Source organism: Streptomyces sp. NPDC126510 (assembly GCF_040302345.1).
GTDB lineage: Bacteria > Actinomycetota > Actinomycetes > Streptomycetales > Streptomycetaceae > Streptomyces.
Map to the genome: position 1 here is coordinate 85,849 of NZ_JBEORR010000007.1, position 21,914 is coordinate 107,762.

The 21,914-nt window shown below is 70.8% G+C and carries 15 protein-coding genes; 6 read left to right on the forward strand and 9 right to left on the reverse strand.

Going from position 1 to position 21,914, the window contains the following annotated elements; all coding sequences use genetic code 11:
• Positions 1-404: 404 nt before the first annotated feature.
• The 3 genes from ABTX60_RS11420 (at position 405) to ABTX60_RS11430 (ending at position 4,742) form a co-directional block, all read left to right on the forward strand.
• Positions 405-2,774, forward strand: coding sequence for a polysaccharide lyase 8 family protein (locus ABTX60_RS11420; RefSeq protein ID WP_352096862.1), 2,370 nt, complete (start codon positions 405-407; stop codon positions 2,772-2,774).
• A gap of 154 nt (positions 2,775-2,928) precedes the next feature.
• A complete protein-coding gene (locus ABTX60_RS11425; RefSeq protein ID WP_352096863.1) occupies positions 2,929-4,512 on the forward strand; it encodes an acyl-CoA carboxylase subunit beta in 1,584 nt (527 codons plus the stop codon).
• A 35-nt stretch (positions 4,513-4,547) separates the two neighbouring features.
• Entirely contained in the window at positions 4,548-4,742 is a 195-nt protein-coding gene (locus tag ABTX60_RS11430; RefSeq protein WP_352096864.1) for an acyl-CoA carboxylase subunit epsilon, read from the forward strand.
• A gap of 60 nt (positions 4,743-4,802) precedes the next feature.
• Here ABTX60_RS11430 and ABTX60_RS11435 read toward each other — a convergent pair whose 3' ends face one another.
• The 9 genes from ABTX60_RS11435 to ABTX60_RS11475 all read right to left on the reverse strand — a co-directional run bounded on the left by ABTX60_RS11435 (position 4,803) and on the right by ABTX60_RS11475 (position 18,663).
• Positions 4,803-7,826 (reverse strand): NACHT domain-containing protein, encoded by a 3,024-nt coding sequence (locus tag ABTX60_RS11435; protein WP_352096865.1) that lies wholly within the window; start codon positions 7,824-7,826, stop codon positions 4,803-4,805.
• 78 nt (positions 7,827-7,904) lie between these two features.
• On the reverse strand, positions 7,905-8,486 hold the full coding sequence (locus ABTX60_RS11440) for a GTP-binding protein (RefSeq protein ID WP_014675207.1): 582 nt from the start codon (positions 8,484-8,486) through the stop codon (positions 7,905-7,907).
• Positions 8,467-9,045, reverse strand: a complete 579-nt coding sequence (locus ABTX60_RS11445) for a DUF742 domain-containing protein (RefSeq protein WP_352096866.1) — start codon at positions 9,043-9,045, stop codon at positions 8,467-8,469. The genes ABTX60_RS11440 and ABTX60_RS11445 overlap by 20 nt, the downstream gene beginning before the upstream one ends.
• A 94-nt stretch (positions 9,046-9,139) precedes the next feature.
• Positions 9,140-9,553: a roadblock/LC7 domain-containing protein gene (locus ABTX60_RS11450; RefSeq protein ID WP_003993185.1), complete on the reverse strand. Its 414-nt coding sequence runs from the start codon at positions 9,551-9,553 to the stop codon at positions 9,140-9,142.
• A gap of 10 nt (positions 9,554-9,563) precedes the next feature.
• The gene (locus tag ABTX60_RS11455; RefSeq protein WP_352096867.1) at positions 9,564-12,872 is read right to left on the reverse strand and encodes a sensor histidine kinase; all 3,309 of its coding nucleotides are present in this window, start codon (positions 12,870-12,872) and stop codon (positions 9,564-9,566) included.
• A gap of 376 nt (positions 12,873-13,248) precedes the next feature.
• On the reverse strand, positions 13,249-13,824 hold the full coding sequence (locus tag ABTX60_RS11460) for a GTP-binding protein (protein WP_352096868.1): 576 nt from the start codon (positions 13,822-13,824) through the stop codon (positions 13,249-13,251).
• On the reverse strand, positions 13,805-14,200 hold the full coding sequence (locus ABTX60_RS11465; protein WP_030851927.1) for a DUF742 domain-containing protein: 396 nt from the start codon (positions 14,198-14,200) through the stop codon (positions 13,805-13,807). Before ABTX60_RS11465 ends, ABTX60_RS11460 begins: the two co-directional genes overlap by 20 nt.
• Positions 14,201-14,310: 110 nt before the next feature.
• Positions 14,311-14,724 carry a roadblock/LC7 domain-containing protein gene (locus ABTX60_RS11470; protein WP_031138073.1) on the reverse strand — a complete coding sequence of 138 codons (414 nt, stop codon included), beginning with the start codon at positions 14,722-14,724 and terminating at the stop codon, positions 14,311-14,313.
• A 9-nt stretch (positions 14,725-14,733) separates the two neighbouring features.
• Positions 14,734-18,663 (reverse strand): sensor histidine kinase, encoded by a 3,930-nt coding sequence (locus ABTX60_RS11475; protein ID WP_352096869.1) that lies wholly within the window; start codon positions 18,661-18,663, stop codon positions 14,734-14,736.
• A 602-nt stretch (positions 18,664-19,265) separates the two neighbouring features.
• Between ABTX60_RS11475 and ABTX60_RS11480 the strand changes: the two genes are divergently transcribed.
• The 3 genes from ABTX60_RS11480 (at position 19,266) to gltX (ending at position 21,904) form a co-directional block, all read left to right on the forward strand.
• Positions 19,266-19,457 (forward strand): hypothetical protein, encoded by a 192-nt coding sequence (locus ABTX60_RS11480; protein WP_344458990.1) that lies wholly within the window; start codon positions 19,266-19,268, stop codon positions 19,455-19,457.
• Between the two features lie 193 nt (positions 19,458-19,650).
• Positions 19,651-20,427, forward strand: coding sequence for a fumarylacetoacetate hydrolase family protein (locus ABTX60_RS11485; RefSeq protein ID WP_352096870.1), 777 nt, complete (start codon positions 19,651-19,653; stop codon positions 20,425-20,427).
• Positions 20,420-21,904: a glutamate--tRNA ligase gene (gene gltX, locus ABTX60_RS11490; protein ID WP_352096871.1), complete on the forward strand. Its 1,485-nt coding sequence runs from the start codon at positions 20,420-20,422 to the stop codon at positions 21,902-21,904. Before ABTX60_RS11485 ends, gltX begins: the two co-directional genes overlap by 8 nt.
• The last annotated feature ends 10 nt before the right edge of the window (positions 21,905-21,914 follow it).

Sequence of the window (21,914 nt, forward strand, 5' to 3'; positions counted from 1 at the left end):
ACGGGCGCCGGTTGGTGCCGCTGTCGGGTGAGCTGCTTCGGTTGACGGGCGCCGGTTGGTGCCGTTGTCGGGTGAGCTGCTTCGGTTGACGGGCGCCGGTTGGTGCCGTTGTCGGGTGAGCTGCTTCGGTTGACGGGCGCCGGGTTGGTGCCGTTGTCGGGTGAGCTGTTTCGGGACCGGCGCCGGGTCTGTGCCGCGCTGAGCTGCTCCGGCGGACCCGCGCGACCCGCGCCCCGCCTCGCACCGCCGTCAGGTGGCCCGCTTCGGCCCACCCCGCGGGCTCGTACCGTCGCCCGCCGAACCTCCGCCCACCGCTCGACCGCCCGCGCGGCCGTTCCCCCGTTCCGGCCACTCCGGCCGGATCCACCGTCCAGGTGACCGGCTCCCCGTGGTAGGGCATGGGCATGACTCCGCAGCGTCGCGTCTTCCCCCGGCGTGCGGCCGGAGCCGCCGCCCTGCCCCGGCCCGGCCGCCGCGCCCTGCTGCTGGCGGCCGCCGCCCTCGCGGCGACCGGGGGCGCGGCGCCGGTGGGCCGGAGCGCCGACGTGCCCGGCGACCCGTACGACACCCTCCGCCGCCGCTGGCTCGGTATCTCCCTCGGCACCGGCTACGACCCGGCCGCCGAGCCCTACGCCGCCCGGCTCGCGGAGACCGGGGCACTCGCCCGCGACCTGCACGCGAGCATGGCCCCGACGGCGCATTCCCTCTGGCCCGGCCACCCCTTCGACCCGCCGGCCGGCATCACCCTCGGCTATGCCCGTCTGTGGACCATGACGCAGGCCTACGTCCAGCAGGGCACCGGCTCCACCACCGACCCCGGCCTCCTCGCCGGCATCCTGCGTGGCCTCGACCACCTTTTCGCCACCGTCTACAACCCCTCCACCACCCCCTACGGCAACTGGTGGGAGTGGCAGATCGGCAGCCCCCGCCTGCTCACCGACATCACGGCCGCCCTGTACGAGGAGCTGGGGGAGGCCCGTGTCGGCGCCGCCTGCGCCGCCGTCGGCCACTTCGTCCCCGACTCGGTCCTCCGCGACTACAGCGGCACCTCCACCGGCGCCAACCGCGTCGACCTGTGCCGCTCCGTCGCCCTGCGCGGCGTCCTCGGCCGCGACCACGCCAGGATCGCCCTCGCCCGGGACGCGCTCTCCCCGGTCTTCCCCTACGTCACGCGGGGCGACGGTCTCTACGCCGACGGCTCCTTCGTCCAGCACACCTGGGTCGCCTACTCGGGCACGTACGGCCAAGTCGTGCTCGACGGACTCGGCCGGCTCCTCGCGCTGCTCGCCGGATCCGAATGGGAGGTCACCGACCCGAACCGGCAGATCGTCCTCGACAGCGTCGAGCGGGCCTACGTGCCCCTCCTCCACGACGGGCTGGTCATGGACAGCGTCAACGGCCGGGCCATCAGCCGCGGCCTCCTCACCGCCGACGACCGCGAGATCCTGCGCAGCGACCACCACCACGGCCACCAGCTCGTCGCCGCCATCGCCCTCCTCGCGGCCGGCGCGAGCCCGGCCGAACGCGACCGCTGGCACGCCCTGATCAAGGGCTGGATCGAACGGGACACCGTGAGCCCGGTCCTGACCGCCCCCCAGTTCGGCGTCGCCGACCTGGCCCGGCTGCACACCGTCGCCGCCTCACCCGTCCCGGCCGCGCCCGAACCCGCCGGTCACCACCTCTTCCCCGCCATGGACCGTGCCGTCCACCGCGGCCCCGGCTTCACCGTGAACATCGCCATGGCCAGCGACCGCATCGCCCACTACGAGTGCGGCAACGGCGAGAACCCCCGCGGCTGGCACACCGGCGCGGGCATGGTCAGCTGGTGGTCCGGCACGAGCGACCAGTACACGGACTGGTACTGGCCGACCGTCGACTGGTACCGGCTGCCCGGCACCACCGTCTCCACCAAACGGCTCGCCGACCGCGCGGGCGGCGAGTGGGGCACGGCCCGCCCGGACACGCGCTGGGTCGGCGGCACCACCGACGGTGGGTACGCGGCCCTCGGCCAGCACCTCAAGGGCCTCGACTCCACTCTGGAGGCCCGCAAGTCCTGGTTCTGCGTCGCGGACGCGGTGATCTGCCTGGGCGCCGGGATCACCTGCGCCGACGGCGTCCCGGTCGAGACGATCGTCGACAACCGCAACCTCGGCGCGTCCGGCACCCAGCGCTTCGTCGAAGGCTCCCACTGGGCCCACTTGGAGGACCACGGCGGCTGGCTCCTGCTCGGCCACGAGCCGAAGGCGCTGCGCGAGGACCGCACCGGCGCCTGGTCCGACATCAACACCGGCGGCACGCGGGAGCGACGCACCCGCCGCTGGCAGACCGTCTGGCTGGATCACGGCACCGACCCCGAGGACGCCACCTACGCCTACGTCCTGATGCCCGGGGCCTCCCGCCGGGCGGTCGCGCGCCGGGCCGCCGACCGTCACTGGATGTCGGTGCTCGCCAACGACCCCGGCCGGCAGGCCGTCACCGTGCCCTCCCTCGGCTGCACGGCCGCGAACTTCTGGAGGGCCGGCATCGCGGGCCCCCTCACCGCCTCCGCCGCCGCGAGCGTGCTGACCGTCGTCCGGGGCCGCACCGCTACCCTCTGCGTGAGCGAACCGCCCCGCACCGGCGAACCGCTGGAGATCGTCTGGGACCGCCCGGTCCGACAGGTCGGCCGGGTGGACGAGACCGTCGAGGTGCTGTCCACCGACCGGGGGCTGCGCCTGCGCGTCACTCCGGGGACGGAATGCGCCACCCACGTCTGTGAGGTGACTCTCGCCTGATCGCTTTGTGCGACCCCTACAAGCGACACGCCCTCTGAGCAGTCAGAAAGGGTCAACGTCGTCTGGGTTCTGTTCAGGGGTACCAGGAAAACACGCCGGAGACTGTGAGGAGTCGACGGCTCGCATTCCTCGGTTGACTTCGTAAGGTCACTACATGACCGTTTTGGATGAGGCGCCGGGCGAGCCGACCGACGCGCGCGGACGCGTGGCCGAACTGCACGAGATCCGTGCGCAGGCGGTGGCCGGACCGAGCGAGAAGGCGACCGCGGCGCAGCACGCCAAGGGCAAGCTGACCGCGCGGGAGCGGATCGAACTTCTCCTGGACCCGGAGTCCTTCCGGGAGGTCGAGCAGTTGCGCCGGCACCGGGCCACGGGCTTCGGCCTGGAGGCCAAGAAGCCGTACAGCGACGGTGTGATCACCGGCTGGGGCACGGTGGAGGGCCGCACGGTCTTCGTCTACGCGCACGACTTCCGCATCTTCGGCGGCGCCCTGGGCGAGGCCCACGCCACGAAGATCCACAAGATCATGGACATGGCCATCGCGGCCGGTGCCCCGCTGGTCTCGCTGAACGACGGCGCCGGCGCCCGTATCCAGGAGGGCGTCTCCGCCCTCGCCGGCTACGGCGGCATCTTCCAGCGCAACACCAAGGCCTCGGGCGTGATCCCGCAGATCTCGGTGATGCTCGGCCCGTGCGCCGGCGGCGCGGCCTACAGCCCCGCCCTCACCGACTTCGTCTTCATGGTCCGCGAGACCTCGCAGATGTTCATCACCGGCCCCGACGTCGTCAAGGCCGTCACCGGCGAGGAGATCACGCAGAACGGCCTGGGCGGCGCCGACGTCCACGCCGAGACCTCCGGTGTCTGCCACTTCGCCTACGACGACGAAGAGACCTGCATCGCCGAGGTCCGCTACCTCCTCTCCCTGCTCCCGCAGAACAACCGGGAGAACCCGCCCCGCTCGGAGTCCTCGGACGCGGCCGACCGCCGCTCGGACGTCCTGCTGGACCTGGTCCCGGCGGACGGCAACCGGCCGTACGACATGGCCAAGGTCATCGAGGAGATCGTCGACGACGGCGACTACCTCGAGGTCCACGAGCGCTGGGCCCGCAACATCATCTGCGCGCTGGGCCGGATGGACGGCCAGGTCGTCGGCATCGTGGCGAACCAGCCGCAGGCCCTGGCGGGCGTGCTGGACATCGAGGCCTCCGAGAAGGCGGCCCGCTTCGTTCAGATGTGCGACGCGTTCAACATCCCGATCATCACTCTTCTGGACGTCCCCGGCTTCCTCCCGGGCGTCGACCAGGAGCACGGTGGCATCATCCGCCACGGCGCGAAGCTCCTCTACGCCTACTGCAACGCGACCGTGCCGAGGATCTCGCTGATCCTGCGCAAGGCCTACGGAGGTGCGTACATCGTCATGGACAGCCAGTCCATCGGTGCCGACCTCACCTACGCCTGGCCGACGAACGAGATCGCCGTCATGGGCGCCGAGGGCGCTGCCAACGTCATCTTCCGCCGCCAGATCGCCGAGGCCGAAGACCCCGAGGCCATGCGGGCCCGCATGGTCAAGGAGTACAAGTCCGAGCTGATGCACCCGTACTACGCGGCCGAGCGCGGCCTGGTCGACGACGTCATCGACCCCGCCGAGACCCGCGAGGTGCTGATCAAGTCCCTCGCGATGCTCCAGACCAAGCACGCGGACCTGCCGTCCCGCAAGCACGGCAACCCGCCGCAGTAACCCTGCGGACATCTTCCTCACGGAGACTGACACCCATGGAATCTGCTGATATCCGCGTCGAGAAGGGCCACGCCGAGCCCGAGGAGGTCGCCGCCATCACGGCCATCCTCCTGGCCCGTGCCGCAGCCCGCCCCACCGACCCGGCCCCGACCCACCGCGGCCGCATCAAGGCAGGGTGGCGCCGCCTGGAACGCGAGCCCGGCTTCCGCGCCCCGCACAGCTGGCGCTGAGCTCGTGTGTGGCTACGGCCCCGTTCTCCCGGGTGGGAGGGCGGGGCCGTAGCCGTACGGCTAGAAGATACTGACGGCCACACCGGGGCGTAGCAGCACGTCCGGATCGTCGGGCATGACGCACGCTGTGAGCCGGAGGGTTCCCTCTTCAGGTGGGAGAGGTGACGAGATCGTCAGCCATTGGGTCATGTCGATCCCGTAGAGATCCAGAGCGCGGAGCCGGGGCAGTGTCGACAAGGCCGCGACGCCTCTGGGCAGACAGGGCTCGTCGGCCGCCAGATACAGATAGGTGATCCCGGGGTGATCTGCGACGAAGGCCAGGTCCGTGGTCGGCTCTGCCCCGAACATCGAGAGATAGCGCAGGTCAGGAGTCAGCGCCAGGTTCCGGACGTCGGGCAGGTCCTCCAGAACGATCCGTAGGTTGACCAGCTTGTCAAGGTCGTGCAGGACGTGCTGCCCTGCCACCGGACCGTACGAGAGGAGAGAGAGCACGGACAGGTTCGGATGCGCGGCGAGCGGAGACAGGTCGGCACCCCCGCGTATGTGCTCCACCTCCAGAGCGTCAAGAGGGGGCAGGCGCTCCAGTTCGGTGAAGTCCGCGAAGGGGTAGGTGATCTCCAGCCGGGAGAGGGACGGCAGTCTGGCAGCGGCAGGCAACTGGGCGGAATATGTGACGCGAACGGCGAGGTCTTCCAGCGGCAGGGCCGACAACACCGCGTCGGCGTAGGAGTCGGCATCGAAGTACTGCCAGGCCGCGACGAGTTCCGACCGGACGCTGTGGCGTTCGTCTCCGGCGTACCCCGCCAAGAGCCCCAGCGCCTCCTCCCCACCGATCAGCGCCACGGTCCGCACCGTCTGCGCGGCGGCCTTCTCCGTCAGTTCCCCCAACGACCCCGGCAGCCTCCGCAGCAGACTCGATCCCACCGCCGCCAGCGCGGGTGGATCCGTCGGCCGTCGCGCGGGCAGCAGATGCGACACCGCATCTTCCAACCGTCCGGCCAAGCCGTCGGAGACCTCCGGCAACGTCTCCTGGCAGGACGCCGCCAGCAACCTCAACGTCCGCGCATGCCGGGGTTCCCGGTCGGCCCGGTCGAGGATCCCGCCCAGCAGCTCCTCCCGCTGGCGGGCGTTCGCATGGCCTGCCGCCATGATGACCGTCTCCCGCCACAGATCCAGATGCGCCCGCTCGACGAGGTTGCCCATCCGGTCCTCCTCGGCCGCCTCCGACGAGGCGAGGTACTCCTGGAACGTGCGGTGCACGAAGTCCAGGCGCGCCTCGGCGGGGGAGCGGAGGATGCCCGACCGGTGGCGCAACCGGTCCAGCACCTCCCCGCCCTCCAAGCCGTCCAGGTGCCGCATCGCCCGCAGTTTCCCGCCGACGTGCACGGCGGCCTGCTCCACGGAGATCTCGCTGCGGTTGTTGTCCGACAGCCGCCAGGCCAGATCCCGCAGGATGACGAGCTTGTCGCTGAGGCTCAGCTTGCTGTCCACCGCGCTCGGCACGTTCCGGTCGGCATCCCGGTCGTGGACCAGGGTGTGCAGCGCGTTTCGGTACAACTCCATCCGGTCGCGCGGCAGTTGACGGCCCCGGTTGAGGTGCATGGCACAGAGCATCGCGGCCAGCAGGGGAGTGCCGGCCAGCGACTGCAGGTGCGGGCGGTCCTTCAGATTGGTCAGCAGGGACTGCTCGTACAGCGGCAGGTCGTCCACGGCACACGGCAGGTCCTCGCCCAGCTCCCGTACCGCCTGGTGCCACTGCCGCACGAAGGCCGCCAGGTCCGGCGGGTTCATGCGGTCCAGGTGCATCGCGGTGAAGTCCTCGCCGCGCAGCCAGTCCGCGCCGGCCGCCGCCGGGCGGGAGGTGACCACCACGCGCACCCCGTCGTACGCCGCCAGGAGCTTGCGCAGCCAGTCCCGCACCGCCCGGCGCTCCCGGTCGAGGAGCTCGTCCACGCCGTCGATCAGCAGCAGGGCCCGGCCCGAGTCGAGCTGCCGCTCTACCCAGCCCTTCGGCATGATGCCGGTGATGGGCCCGGCGACCCCGTCGAGCATCGCGTCCGGAGCCGGAGGTGTGCGGCCGCTGTACTCCCGCAGCTTGACCAGGACGGGCGTCAGGCCGTTCCAGTCGGCCAGCTCCCCGCAGAAGGCACCCCGCGCGGCCGTCACGGCCAGCCAGCGCAGCAGGGTCGTCTTGCCCGAACCCGCCTCGCCGCGCAGCAGCACCCGCGAGGCACCGCTGAGCCCGGTCTCGACGCGCACCCCGGAGCTCTCGCCCCCGGCCTCCTCCCAGTCGCTCATGTCGGGCCGCAGCCGCGACAGGGAGCGCACGGTCCGGCGCCGGGACCCGTCGTCCCCGGTGGCCCGCAGGCTCACGTACGCCACCGACAGCCGCACCCGCGGCCCCGCCGCCCGGTCCGACGTACGCCGGAACAGCTCCACCTCGTCCAGGTCCCGGCTGATCAGCTCCAGGTACCTGCGCCGGAACGCCGTGTCCCGGTCCGTGCCGTCCGGCGCGAGCAGGGAGCGGTCCGGAAGCCGCTCCAGGATCCGGGCCACCTCGGTGCCGAGCGTGGCCGTCCGGGCCAGGAGTTCGGCCGCCGCCCGCTCCTCGAAGACGGGCAGGCTCCGCACGATCCGTACGTAGTACTCGACGCACTCGGCGAAGAGCATCTCGTACAGCCGGATCTCCGCCTCACTCAGCCCCGCCGGGGCGGGCACCGAGCCGGTGATGCGCCGGATCAGCTCCGCCGGATTGGCGTCCGCCGCGAACACGGCCTCGTCCGACAGGTCCGCCCGCGCGAACGTGTCGCACACCGCGTCGATCACGGCCTGCCGCCCGGACTCGTCCAGCCCCCGGAACTCGTGCCCCAGATACGGCTCCAGCCGGTCGAAAACCGCGTCGATGATCTGCCCGAACTGCCGCTCCACACTCCGCTGCAGCCGCAGTCCCGGCACCCTCAGCCGCACCAGCTCCGTCAGCGACAGCTGCCGTTCCTGCCTGCGCCGTCTGCCTCCCAGCCAGATGTCGGCCGCCGCCTTCGCCACGGTCGTGCCCAGCCGTAATGCCGCTGCCTCCGCGCTCACCGCGCCCCCTCCCAGGACAACACTGCGGCCCCCACTCCTCCCACAGGAGGAACGGGGGCCGCAAGGCAGATGGGGCGATTACCGCAGGCGCGCCATCAGAGCGTGCTCCACCAGCGTGATCAGCGCCGACTTCGCGTCGGCCCGGTGGCGGGCGTCGGTGGTGATGATCGGGGTGTCCGGCCCGATCTGCAGCGCCTCCCGCACCTCGTCCGGCGTGTACGGCTGCTGTCCGTCGAAGCCGTTCAGCGCGATGACGAAGGGCAGGCCGCTGTTCTCGAAGTAGTCGACGGCGGGGAAGCAGTCGGCGAGCCTCCTCGTGTCGACCAGCACGATCGCGCCGATGGCGCCGCGCACCAGGTCGTCCCACATGAACCAGAAGCGGTCCTGGCCCGGCGTACCGAACAGGTACAGGATCAGGTCCTGGTCCAGGGTGATTCGGCCGAAGTCCATGGCCACCGTGGTGGTGGTCTTGTCCCCGGTGTGGGTGAGGTCGTCGATGCCGGCCGAAGCGGACGTCATGACGGCCTCGGTGCGCAGCGGGTTGATCTCCGAGACGGCACCAACGAACGTGGTCTTGCCCACGCCGAAGCCGCCAGCCACCACGATCTTCGCGGACGTGGTGGAGCGGGAAGGCCCTCCGCTAGAGCTTGCGAAGTCCACTGAGCACCCTTTCGAGCAGTGTCACGTCTGGCTGGCCGCCGGCGTTCTCGTCGCCGCCGGGCTGATGGATGGCGACCAGTCCCGCCTCCGCCAAGTCGGCGACGAGGATCCTGGCCACGCCGAGAGGGATCGTGAGGAGCGCCGAGATCTCGGCGACCGACTTGATTTCCCGGCAGAGGTTGCAGATCCGCTGATGCTCGGGCAACTGGCCCTGCATCTGGTGCGGCTGCGCAGTGGTGTGCACCAGCGCCTCGATGGCGAGCTGGTAGCGCGGGCGGGTCCGGCCGCCGGTCATGGCGTACGGACGCACCAGGGGGTTGTTCGACGCCCCGGCGGGCGACGGCTCGGGGGTGCGGCGCTGCGGCTGCACAGGCTGGATACGCGGGGCCGGCGGCTGGTCGTACGGCGACGGGCCGGGGCCCTGCGGCGCGTACGGCTGCCGGTGGCTCGGTGCGGAGGGGAAGTTGTAACGGTTCGGGTTCTGACCACCGTCGCCCTGGCCCTGGGCAGGGCCGTACGACCAGTTGCCCGAAGACGAACCGCCTGGGGGTGTTGCCACTTTCTCCTCCTCCGACTGTGCCTGGCACCCATCGCTGTGGAGCCGCGTCCCGAAACCTTACGGCCCCGGGACGCCAAAACGCACCGTCCGTCTACTAGTTGAGCAGGCTCCCCTGGAGCTCTGCACGAAGGTCCGGTGTCAGGACCGTACCGGCTCGGTCCACCAGCAGCGCCATCTCGTACCCGATGAGGCCGATGTCCGCCTCCGGGTGAGCGAGCACGGCCAGCGACGAGCCGTCGGATACGGACATGATGAAGAGGAATCCCCGCTCCATCTCCACAACCGTCTGGTTCACCGCGCCGCCCTCGAAGATCCGGGAAGCGCCTGCCGTCAGAGACGTCAGACCGGAGGCGACGGCCGCGAGCTGGTCGGCGCGGTCGCGGGGGAAGCCTTCGGACATCGCCAGAAGGAGTCCGTCGGCGGAGACCACCACCGTGTGGGACACCCCCGGGGTGTTGTCCACGAAGTTGGTGATCAACCAGTTCAGGTTCTGTGCCGCCTGGCTCATCGGGCTCACACTAACGCTCCTGGTTGTAGGTGCTGTCAGGACCGAAGCCCTGGCCGTTCGTTTCACTGCCTGCGCTGCGTCCGCGCTGGACGCCTCGACGCAGGTTGCTCAGCCTGCCCCGGACGTCCTCCGGGGCGCGGGAGACCTGTGGGCCTCCCTGGGGGGTGCTTTCGGCGGCACCCTCGATCAGGTTGGCCTTGGGTACCCGCCTCGGCAGGCCGGAGGAGGTGACCCCGCCCGCCTTGGGCTTCCGGAGCTGCGAGGCCTGCTGCCACCGCTCGTCGTTGGCCGAACGCCAGTCGTCGCCGTTGCTCTCCGGAGCGGAGGCCGGCTTCTCCTGGTTCACGTGCCGTGCGCCACCCGTGCCGTTCGCACCGCTCGCGGCGGGTCCACGGCGGGGAAGCCCGGCGTCGGTCATCGTGTGAGCGGCGGAGGGGCTCGATCCCGGACGGTCGAAGCCTACGCGGTCCTGCTCACTTGCGTCAGCGGCCTGCGCAGATTCCGTTTCCTGGGCCTGAGAAGGGTACTGGCTCGGATAGCCGTTCTGGTAACCGTCCTGCTGCGGCCAGTCGTCCTGGTGACGTCGCTGCTCGAACGCGGCGAAACCGCCCGCGCCGCCCGCACCCTGCCCCGAGGGCTCCTCCTGGGCCGGCTCCGCATAGGAGGGCTCCGGATAGCCGCCGTTCGGCGAGAAGGTGTCGTTCTGCGGCGCGCCGCCGTTCGGCGCGTAGTACTGCTCGCCGTAGGCAGACCGCTGCGGCTCCTCGTACGCCGTGTGCCGCTGCTCGTCGTACGACTGGTGCTGCTGCTCGTACGGCGCCTGGCGGTCGTACGCGGACGGCTGCTGCTCCGGGTAGCCGGTCTGGCCGGTGTCGTAGGCCTGCGGGGCGTCGTAGCCCTGCTGCTGCCCGTTGTACTCGTCGCGGTAGCCGGTCGCCTGGCCGGACTCCTGGCCGCTCTGGCCGGGCAGCGCGGGCTGTTCGTGCGACTGGGACTCCAAGGCCGCCCGGCGCTCCTCGCGCATCAGGGAGCGGCCTACGGGGTCCAGCTCCCGTATGTCGTCGGGGACGTCGGAGTAGCGGCTGTCGTCGAAGCCGAGTTCCGCGGCCGTGCGCATGGGCTGCTGGTTGAAGTTCTCGCCGCCGCCACCGAAGTTCTGCTCCGGGATGATCTGCGAGACGGTGAACTCGTCGCGGTCCACGTGCTGCTCGCCGCCACCACCGTGGGTGATCGCGTCCGGCAGCATGACCAGCGAGGTGGTTCCGGCCTGCTCGCCCGAGGGGCGCAGCTGGACCCGGATGCCGTGCCGGTCGGACAGCCGGCCGACCACGAACAGGCCCATGCGCTGCGAGATCGCGGCGTCCACGGTCGGCGGGTTGGCCAGCTTGTGGTTGATGTCCGCGAAGTCCTCGGCGGTGAGGCCGATGCCCTTGTCGTGGATCTCGATCATGACGCGGCCGTCGGGAAGACGGGTGGCGGTCACGCGGACCTTGGTCTGCGGGGAGGAGAACGTCGTCGCGTTCTCCAGCAGCTCGGCGAGCAGGTGCACGAGGTCGGTCACGGCGCGGCCGTGGATCTCGGCCTCCGGGACGCCGGAGAGCTCGATGCGCTCGTACTGCTCCACCTCGGAGGAGGCGGCGCGCAGCACGTCGACGAGCGGCACCGGCTGGTCCCAGCGGCGGCCGGGCTCCTCGCCGGCGAGGACGAGGAGGTTCTCGCCGTTGCGGCGCATACGGGTCGCGAGGTGGTCCAGGCGGAAGAGGTTCTCCAGCTGGTCCGGGTCGGCCTCGTTGTTCTCCAGGTCGGTGATGAGGGTCAGCTGGCCCTCGATCAGCGACTGGTTGCGGCGCGAGAGGTTGGTGAAGATCGCGTTGATGTTGCCCCGCAGCAGGGCCTGCTCGGCGGCGAGCCGGACGGCCTCGCGGTGGACCTGGTCGAAGGCCCGGGCGACCTCGCCGATCTCGTCCGTGGTGGCGATCGGGATGGGGGCGACGCGGGTGTCGACGCGGCCGGGGTCGGTGCGCGAGAGCTGGTCGACCAGCATCGGCAGACGCTGCTCGGCGATACCGAAGGCGGCGTTGCGCAGCTGGCGCATCGAGCGGCTCATCTGGCGGGCGACCGCGCCGGCCAGGATGAAGGCCAGGAGCAGGGCGACCACGACGGCGGCACCGGTGATGTAGGCGTCACGCTGGGCGTCGCCGGCGATGTCGGAGGCCTCGCTCACCGCGCGGTCGGCGAGCTCGGTCTCGATCTTGTCGTACGCGTTGTACTTCAGCGTCGTGACGGCCCACCAGTTCTGCGCGGTGATGCCTTGCTGGGCGAGGGCGGCGCGCTCGCTCGGGTCCGTGGACGACAGCGCCGCGATCCTGGCCACCATCGTGGTGGGGTTGGCGGGCGGCGGTACGTAATCCGGGTCCTTGGCCTTGGCCTCCGCGGCCATCCTCGCGCCATCGGCCTTGATCTGCTTCTCGGCCGCCGTCAGCTTGGCGAAGTCCGCCTCGGTGCCGCCGCTCTCGTACTCCTGGATGGCGATGCGCTCCAGGTAGGCGTACGAGGACAGCGCGATGCGCTGGCTGGCCAGGTTGCCGCCGTCCGGACCGGGCTTGATCAGGATGTGCATGCCGATGGAGCGCTGGAGGGAGAGAGCGCCCTTGGTCAGCGAGATGGCGTAGACGGTGCGGCCGTAGCTGGTGATGTTGCCGGTGCCCAGGCCGAGTTCGTTGGCGAACTCCAGCAGCCGGTGCTCGGTCTCGACGTAGCCCTCTTCGGTCTGCACGCCCTTGAGCTGGCTGGTGTAGGCGGCCGCACGCAGCTGCGTCAGCCTCGGCTCCACCTCACGGAAGCGATCCAGGCGCCGCTCGAGGCCGGGCCGGTCGGGCATGTTCTTGACGGCCTCGTCGAAGGCGTCGGCCGCCCTGTCGGTGTTCGCACGGGCCTTCACGACCGTCGGGTCCTTCGCGCCCTTGCCCTGCAGCAGGGGCGCGGCGGTCACGTCGCGCTCGGTGAGCAGTTCGTTGCCGTAGGCCAGGGCGGCGCGGACCAGGCGCGCGGTGTTCTCCGCGTCCTCGGCCTCCTGCCAGGTGTCGATCGAGCTCTTCACCTGGAAGCCGCCCATGACGAGGCCGACCACCACGGGTATGAGCAGGATCGCGTTCAGCCTGGTCGCCACACGCCAGTTGCGCGGGGAGAGACGGCCGCCGCTCTCGGCGGGCGCGGCCGTCGGTTCCGAACCGGGCACGGGGGCGGGCGCCGCTGTGCGCGGCGGCGGGGTGAAGTTGCCCCGGGCCGACGGCTCGGGACTGTTCTTGCTTCGCCTCACTCGACCAACAACCTCTCGGCGGTCGGCACCAACGTTGTGCCGCAGTGTTCAGAGCCCAAGACGCCAGCGACGGACGAGGGCGTCATTGACTATTGGGCAGTTCAGGCATTCCAGCACGACGACCTGCGCTCTTCCAAACAGTCCGAGGCGGGGAATCGAGGGGATGTAAGCCCCAGATAAAACGGTCATAAAGAGCGAGCCCCGCCAAAAGGCGGGGCGATTGTGCGCGCAGCGAGACCGGGTGTGCGCGACGCGTGGCCGTACCACCGGATTCCTCTGCCGAAACGTTATGAACACCTTGGCCGACCGTGTCAAAGGACACAGTCGGCTCCGGTGTATCTACGACAACTGCCGTACGACGCTCCTGAATTGGGTGCTACCTCAGCCGTGCCATCAGAGCGTGCTCGACCAGCGTGATCAGGGCACTCTTCGCATCGGCCCGGTGCCGGGCGTCCGTCGTGATGATGGGGGTGTCCGGTCCGATCTGCAGCGCCTCACGCACCTCTTCGGGCTGGTAGGGCTGCTGTCCGTCGAAGCCGTTCAGCGCGACGACGAAGGGCAGGCCGCTGTTCTCGAAGTAGTCGACGGCCGGGAAGCAGTCGGCCAGGCGCCGGGTGTCCACGAGCACCACCGCGCCGATGGCGCCGCGCACCAGGTCGTCCCACATGAACCAGAAGCGGTCCTGGCCCGGCGTACCGAACAGGTACAGGATCAGGTCCTGGTCCAGGGTGATACGGCCGAAGTCCATGGCCACCGTGGTGGTGGTCTTGCCCCCGGTGTGGGTGAGGTCGTCGATGCCGGCCGAAGCGGACGTCATGACGGCCTCGGTGCGCAGCGGGTTGATCTCCGAGACGGCACCCACGAACGTGGTCTTGCCGACGCCGAAGCCACCGGCCACCACTATCTTCGCGGAAGTGGTGGACCGTCCCGCGTCAGAGCTTGCGAAGTCCACTGAGCACCCTTTCGAGCAGTGTCACGTCCGGCGCGCCGGTGGCGTCGTCGCCGCCCGGCTGGTGGATCGCGACGAGACCGGCCTCGGCGAGGTCCGCGACCAGGATCCGGGCCACGCCCAGCGGCATGTTGAGCAGGGCGGACACCTCGGCCACCGACTTGACCTCACGGCACAGGTGGCAGATCCGCTGGTGCTCCGGGAGCAGCCCCATGAGCGCGGCGGGGTCCGCGGTCGTACTGATCAGTGCCTCGATCGCCAGCTGGTAGCGCGGCCGGGTCCGGCCGCCGGTCATGGCGTAAGGCCGGACCAGCGGCTGGTCGCCCTCGTCCTCGTACGGCTCCGCGTACGGATCATGAGAGGCGGTGGGCGGGGTCATGGGTCCTCCGGGCGGGACAGCAAGTCGGTCAGCAAGCCGTCTGACGGGGCCTGTGTGGGGTGTGTGGCGGCCGGACGGTGATGTGGTGAGACGGGTGGTGCCGGGGCCGATCAGTGGAGCAGACTGCCTTGGAGCTCAGCCCTGAGGTCGGGGGTGAGGACCGCGCCCGCGCGGTCGACCAGGAGCGCCATCTCGTAGCCGACGAGGCCGATGTCGCACTCGGGGTGGGCGAGTACCGCGAGGGACGAGCCGTCCGAGACGGACATGAGGAAGAGGAATCCCCGCTCCATCTCCACGACCGTCTGCGCCACCTCGCCGCCCTCGAAGATCCGGGAAGCGCCTGCCGTCAGGGACGTCAGACCCGAGGCGACGGCCGCGAGCTGGTCGGCGCGGTCGCGCGGAAAGCCCTCCGACAGCGCCAGGAGGAGACCGTCGGCGGACACGACGACGGTGTGGGACACCCCGGGGGTGTTGTCCACGAAGTTGGTGATCAACCAGTTGAGATTCTGTGCCGCCTGGCTCATCGGACTCAACTAACGCTCCTGCTGGTGAGTGGGCCGTGGGTGGTTGCCGGTCTGGGTGGACCCGGCCTGACGACCCTGTGCGATTCCCCGACGGAGATTGGTCAGCCGGCCGCGCACGTCATCGGGCGCACGCGAGACCTGCGGACCGCTCTGGTGGGTTTGCTGCTGCGCCGTGCCCGGGACGAGGTTGGCCCGGGGCACCCGGCGCGGCAGGCCGGAGGTGGTGACACCACCCGCGGCGGGCTGGCGGACTCGCTCGGCCTGGCGGACGAGGTCGTCGTTCGGCGAGGTGCGCCAGCCGGCGGGGGCGGACCGCTGCGGACCGGTGGGTCCCTGCGGTTGCTGGGATTGCTGCGGGGCGGCCGGGGCGGAGCCGTTGTTCTGCGGCTGCTGCTCCTGCTGCTGGCCGTGGAACCAGTTGGTCTCCAGCGTGTCGAACAGCGGCGTACGACCGTCGCCCGGACCGGACGCCGGCGGCAGGGCCTCGGGCTCCTGCCGGACCGGCCGGGCCTGCGGGGCGGGCGGACGCGGGGCACCGAAGTCGGCCGGACCCCGGCCACCGCCCGACTGCGGCCGCTCGTACCGGCCCGTGCCCGCGGGGTCGGCCGGGGTGGCCGGACCCGGGAGGGTGGGCCGTCCGGAGCCGTTGTCCTGGCGGGGCGCCGGGTACTGACCGGTCGAGCCGTTGTCCTGGCGCGGGGCCGGGTACTGGCTGCCGTTGTCCTGCCGGGGCGCGGGGTACGCGGCGGAGCCGTTGTCCTGGTGCTGCGGAGCCTGGTACTGGTTGCCGATGTCCTGGTGCGGAGCCTGGTACTGGTTGCCGTTGTCCTGGCGGGGCGCCGGGTACTGACCGGTCGAGCCGTTGCCGTAGGACGGGGGCGCCGGGTACTGGCCCGGCGCGGACGAGGCGTCGTGACGACCGCCGGGGGTGCCGAAGACGTCCGGGCGGACGAACTGACCCTGGTCCTGCGCGGTGTTCGCGCCGGGGCCGAACGGGTCCGCCTGCTGGGCAGCGCCGAAGTCGGCCGGAGAGCCGAGGCCCTGCCGGTCGGTGTCGCGCGGCACGGCCGGCATCTCCGCCGTCGCGCCGGGGCCCTGCCGGTCGTCGGCGCGCGGCAGCGAAGACGCACGGGAGAGGTCCGGCTCCTCGTGCCCGCGCGGGGCGTCCAGTGAGGCACGCGGCGCCGGCGGCTGGGCGTTCTCGTCGCTCCAGCTCGGCACGCGCGGCTGCGCGTCGCCGCCGGGCAGCTCGGCACGCGGTCCGCCGCGCGGCGGCAGCTGCGGCCTGCGGCCCGTGCCCTGCTCGGAGTCGCCGCCCTGCTTCTTGCGGCTCCGGCCTCCGCCGAAAGCGTCCTGGCCCTGGGGCCCGTTGGTGCCGGCCGCCTGCAGACCCTGCGGGGCACCCGGCGCCTGCTGGCCGAACCCGGTGCCCGCGGGAGCGGGACGACCCTGCGAGGAACCACCCTGCTCGAACGAAGAGGTCCCGGGACCCTGCGGCCCGCGCGCTCCACCGGGCGCTCCGGGACGGCCGCCGTCCGCGTCGCGCCCGGGCAGCGCGGCCCGCGGGCCCTGACCGGAAGCGAGCCGGCCGCCGCCGGACGCACCGCCACCGAAGGCCCCGCCGGACCCGCCGCCACCGAAGGCCCCGCCGGACGCACCGGCGCCGAGGGCACCGCCGCCCTGGCCGGCCCCGGCGGTACGCCGGGCCGCGGCCACACCGGCTGCGGCCTGCGCGGCGGCCGGACCGCCGCCGGGCGACGGCTGACCGGGCTGCTTGGGCTGGGGCTTCCTGCCGCCCTGGGCGACATCGACGGGCAGCATGACCAGCGCAGTCGTACCACCGGAGTCGGACGGGCGCAGCTGGATGCGGATGCCGTGCCGCTGGGACAGCCGGCCGACCACGAACAGACCCATGCGGCGGGAGACGGAGACGTCCACCGTCGGGGGAGAGGCGAGCCGCTCGTTGATCGCCGCCAGGTCCTCCGGCGACAGACCGATACCGGTGTCGTGGATCTCGATGAGTACACGGCCGTCGGGCAGCGCGTGACCGGTGACCTTGACCTTGGTCTGCGGCGAGGAGAAGGAGGTCGCGTTCTCCAGCAGCTCGGCGAGCAGGTGCACGAGGTCGTTGACCACGCGGCCGGCCACTTCGGTGGTCGGCACCGAGGCCAGCTCGATGCGCTCGTACTGCTCCACCTCGGACGCGGCGGCGCGGAGCACGTCGACCAGCGGGACCGGACGGGTCCAGCGGCGGCCGGGCTCCTCACCCGCGAGGACGAGGAGGTTCTCACCGTTACGGCGCATGCGCGTGGCGAGGTGGTCGAGCTTGAACAGCGAGGACAGCTGGTCCGGGTCGGCCTCGCGGGACTCCAGCTCGGAGATCAGCGACAGCTGGCGCTGGATCAGACCCTGGGAGCGGCGCGAGAGGTTGGTGAACATCGCGTTGACGTTGCCCCGCAGCAGGGCCTGCTCGGCGGCGAGTCGGACCGCCTCGCGGTGCACGTCGTCGAAGGCCGCGGCCACCCGGCCGATCTCGTCCCGGGAGTGCACACCGACCGACTCCACGGACGTGTCGACGTCCTGCGGGTCGGACTCGGAGAGCTGCTTGACCAGCTCGGGCAGACGGTCGGAGGCGACCTTGGTCGCCGTGTCCTCCAGGCGCCGCAGCGAGCGGATCATGGACCGCGCCACGACGAAGGCGCCGACCAGCGACACACCGAGCACGATCAGGATCAGGACACCGGAGATGATCGCGTCGCGCTCGGTGGCGCTGCGCAGCTCGCGGGCCTTCTGTTCCATCTCCTCGAGCAGGGTGTGCTCGATGTTCTTCATCTGCTGGATCTTGGTCGAGCTGTCGTCCAGCCAGTCGCGGTAGGACCGCTTGTCCTGCTGGGCGAGACCGCTCGCGGACTTCAGGGCGCGGCCGGCGTAGGTGTCGGTCGCCTTGATCGTCGAGTTGCCGCCGTCCTCGATCGGCTTCAGCAGCTCGGCGGCGGAGTCCTCGCCGTAGATGCTCTTGAAGCTCCGGATCTCGGAGTTCTGGCTCTCCAGGGCGGACTCGGCGTAGAGGCGGTCGTTCGGCGAGAGCTTGCCGGTCGTGGTGTTGCTCGCGGGCAGGGCCGCGGCGAGGGCCGCGCGCTGGATCGAGGAGTACTCCTTGGCGGAGGAGAACGCCGCGAGCGCACGCGTGCGCTGGATCATGTCCGGGTTGCTGGTCGCCTCGGCCATGTCCTGGGAGAGGTCGATCAGGTTCTCGATCAGACGGTGGTACGCCTCGATCGTCTGCGTGGAGTTGCCCTCGGAGGCGTAGGCGCCCTTGCGGATCTGCTCCAGGTCGCCGAGCTCACCGGCGAGCTGGACGAGGTACTCGCGGACGCCCTTGAGGTTGCCGTCCTTGCTGGCGCCGTCGATCTCCTCGGAGCTGTCGAGGAAGTTCTTCCTCGCACGGTCGGTCTTCTCGCGAAGTCCCTTGACCGTGAAGTCGCTCGCCTTGCCGCCGTGCGCCAGCGGGCCGGCCGACTGGTCGCGCTCCTCCTGGAGCGCGGCCGACAGCTCGGTGGCCTGCTTGGTCATGTCCGTCAGCAGCTTCATGTTGTCGAGCTGCTGGATGTCGTCCATGGACTGGTCGATACGCAGCGCGCCCAGCGAGGTGGCCGCGACCACCGGGAGGGCGAGCAGCGACACCAGTCGCGTGGAGATGCGCCAGTTGCGCAGGGCTATTCGCGGCCCCGGGCCGGTCGGGCCCGCCGGCGGCTTCAGCGCCGGGGAAGAACCCGCGGCCCCCGACGGGGCCGACGTACCGGCGCGCTCACCGCCGTCACCGGCCGGGCCCTGGTTCTGGGCGTGCTGGGGCGCGGGGCCGCCTTTCACGGGGCCAGTCCCGCCGTGCGGCTCCGGCTCCGCCGAAGCGCTGCCATCCCTCTTGAAACGTCCCTGCACTAGCGTCGCAACCTCTGGACCAGGCACCCCGTCGCCTGAACGGCGGGGCACGGTGTCGGCGTTCTGGGGACGCCCTGAAAAACGCCCCCGTGGTGGTCGTGAATGACCGGCGCCGGCTTCCCCTTCTCACCGCCACTCGGCGCGTCTGTGCGCCCCCTGTGCGCCGGCTCGATCCTGCGGCGGTCCGTGAGATTCCAGCACAGCACAGGATCTCCAACAAGGCCCGTAGGCCGAGCCGTGATGTAGGTGACACCACGTGAGTGACGGATCACCGGACGTAGAAAGCGAGTTCGCCCATTTCGGGCGAAAATCCGCGAGTCGACGAGCCGTGCCAGGTGTCCCAGTCGCCATGATCAGCAGCGGAATGATGGCTTCAGTGGGCCAATGTCCGTTTCGTTGGGGTGGGGCGGGAGTCCGGATTGACCGATTCGCCCTCTGATTCGTGAGAAAACTCACATGCCGATCATGACCCCTGTGCGGCGGGGCCGGGGAATCGGATGTTTAGCCTGACGCTTTACAGCGATGGCACAACCGACAACCCGCGCCCGACTCGGGGTTCATTACCCTCCGGGCGCCCGTCACAGGACAGGGTCAAGTAAACAGTGAAGACGACGACGATGTTCCACAAGATCGCCAACCCGCGACGCACGACGCTGGCACACCTGAACGACGCCGACGAACTGCAGACGCCGGAGCAGCCGGAGCACCCCGTCGAACTGCCGGCCCAGACCGCAAACCCCAAGCGCACCGTCCTCATGGAGATCCCCGTCGCGGCCGCCGCGGCCGCGGAGTGACACCAGCCAGTACGCGTGCCGGCCGCCGGATGCTCACGGCGGCGGGGCCGGATTTTTCGAAGGGCGTCCCGTGCCGGGGCGCCCTTTCGTAGGTGACGGGGCGCCCCCTCGTAATGCGCGGGGCGAGTCCACCTCCCCGCGTTAGCCTGGACCGTCAGACTCCAGCCGCTTCAGTCAAGGGGCCAAGCAACCCGTGCGCATCGCCAGGTTCTCCATCGACGGGAACGTCGCCTTCGGCGCCATCGAGGGCGACAAGCAGGACGAACTCGTCCTGAACATCATCAAGGGCATCCCGTTCGCGGACTTCGAGCTCTCCGGCACGAAGGTGCCGGTCGGCAAGGTCAGGCTGCTGCCGCCGGTGCTCCCCAACAAGGTCGTGGCCTTCGGCCGCAACTACGCGGAGCACGCGCGCGAGCTGGGCAACGAGGTACCCGACGCCCCCTTCGCCTTCTTCAAGCCGTCCACCTCGGTGATCGGCCCCGGCGACGAGATCCAGTACCCCTCCTTCTCCGAGGAGGTGCACCACGAGGCCGAGCTGGCCGTGGTGATCGGCCGGATGTGCCGCGAGGTCCCGCGCGAACGCGTCAAGGACGTGATCTTCGGCTACACCTGCGCCAACGACATCACCGCCCGTGACGTGCAGCGCCGCGAGAAGCAGTGGGCCCGGGCCAAGGGCTTCGACAGCTCCTGCCCGCTCGGCCCCTGGGTGGAGACGGACCTGGACGCGAGCGACCTCACCATCCAGCTCACCGTCAACGGCCAGCAGCGCCAGCTGGGCCGCACCAGCGAGATGATCCACTCCATCGAGGACCTGATCGTCAACATCTCCGAGGCCATGACGCTGCTCCCCGGCGACGTCATCCTCACCGGCACCCCGGCTGGGGTCGGCCCCCTGAACGTCGGCGACGAGGTCGCCGTCACCATCGAAGGCATCGGCACTCTCACCAACAAGGTTGTCAAGCGTGGCTAGCGCATCCGGCACTCCAGTACGCGTCCGTTTCTGTCCCTCGCCCACCGGAAACCCCCACGTGGGCCTGGTGCGCACCGCCCTGTTCAACTGGGCGTTCGCCAAGCACCACCAGGGCACCCTGGTGTTCCGCATCGAGGACACCGACGCGGCCCGCGACTCCGAGGAGTCCTACACCCAGCTGCTCGACTCGATGCGCTGGCTGGGCTTCGACTGGGACGAGGGCCCCGAGGTCGGCGGCCCGCACGCGCCGTACCGCCAGTCGCAGCGCATGGACCTCTACAAGGACGTCGCCCAGAAGCTGCTCGACGCCGGCCACGCCTACCGCTGCTACTGCTCCCAGGACGAGCTGGACACCCGCCGTGAGGCCGCCCGCGCCGCCGGCAAGCCCTCCGGCTACGACGGCCACTGCCGTGAGCTGACCGCCGCGCAGGTCGAGGAGTACCGGGCCCAGGGCCGCGAGCCGATCGTCCGCTTCCGGATGCCCGACGAGACGATCACCTTCACCGACCTGGTCCGCGGCGAGCTGACCTTCACCCCGGAGAACGTCCCGGACTACGGCATCGTCCGCGCCAACGGCGCTCCGCTGTACACCCTGGTCAACCCGGTCGACGACGCCCTGATGGAGATCACCCACGTCCTGCGCGGCGAGGACCTGCTCTCCTCCACCCCCCGCCAGATCGCCCTGTACAAGGCGCTGATCGAGCTGGGCATCGCCAGGGAGATCCCCTCCTTCGGCCACCTGCCGTACGTGATGGGCGAGGGCAACAAGAAGCTCTCCAAGCGCGACCCGCAGTCGTCCCTCAACCTCTACCGGGAGCGCGGGTTCCTCCCCGAGGGCCTGCTCAACTACCTGTCGCTGCTCGGCTGGTCCCTCTCGGCCGACCAGGACGTCTTCTCGATCGACGAGATGACCGCGGCCTTCGAGATCTCCGACGTGCAGCCCAACCCGGCGCGCTTCGACCTCAAGAAGTGCGAGGCGATCAACGGCGACCACATCCGTCTGCTGGATGTGAAGGACTTCACGGAGCGCTGCCGCCCCTGGCTCCAGGCGCCGTTCGCCCCCTGGGCCCCGGAGGCCTTCGACGAGGCCAAGTGGCAGGCCGTCGCGCCGCACGCCCAGACCCGCCTCAAGGTGCTCTCCGAGATCACCGACAACGTCGACTTCCTGTTCCTGCCGGAGCCGGCCGTGGACGAGGCCTCCTGGACCAAGGCCATGAAGGAGGGCTCGGACGACCTGCTGCGCACGGCCCGCGAGAAGCTCGAGGCCGCCGACTGGAATTCCGCCGAGTCGCTCAAGGAGGCCGTCCTGGCCGCCGGTGAGGCACACGGCCTCAAGCTCGGCAAGGCCCAGGCCCCCGTCCGCGTCGCCGTCACCGGCCGCACGGTCGGTCTGCCGCTCTTCGAGTCCCTGGAGGTCCTGGGCAAGGAGACCACCCTGGCCCGGATCGACGCGGCGCTGGCGAAGCTGGCCGCGTAAGCGAAGCGCC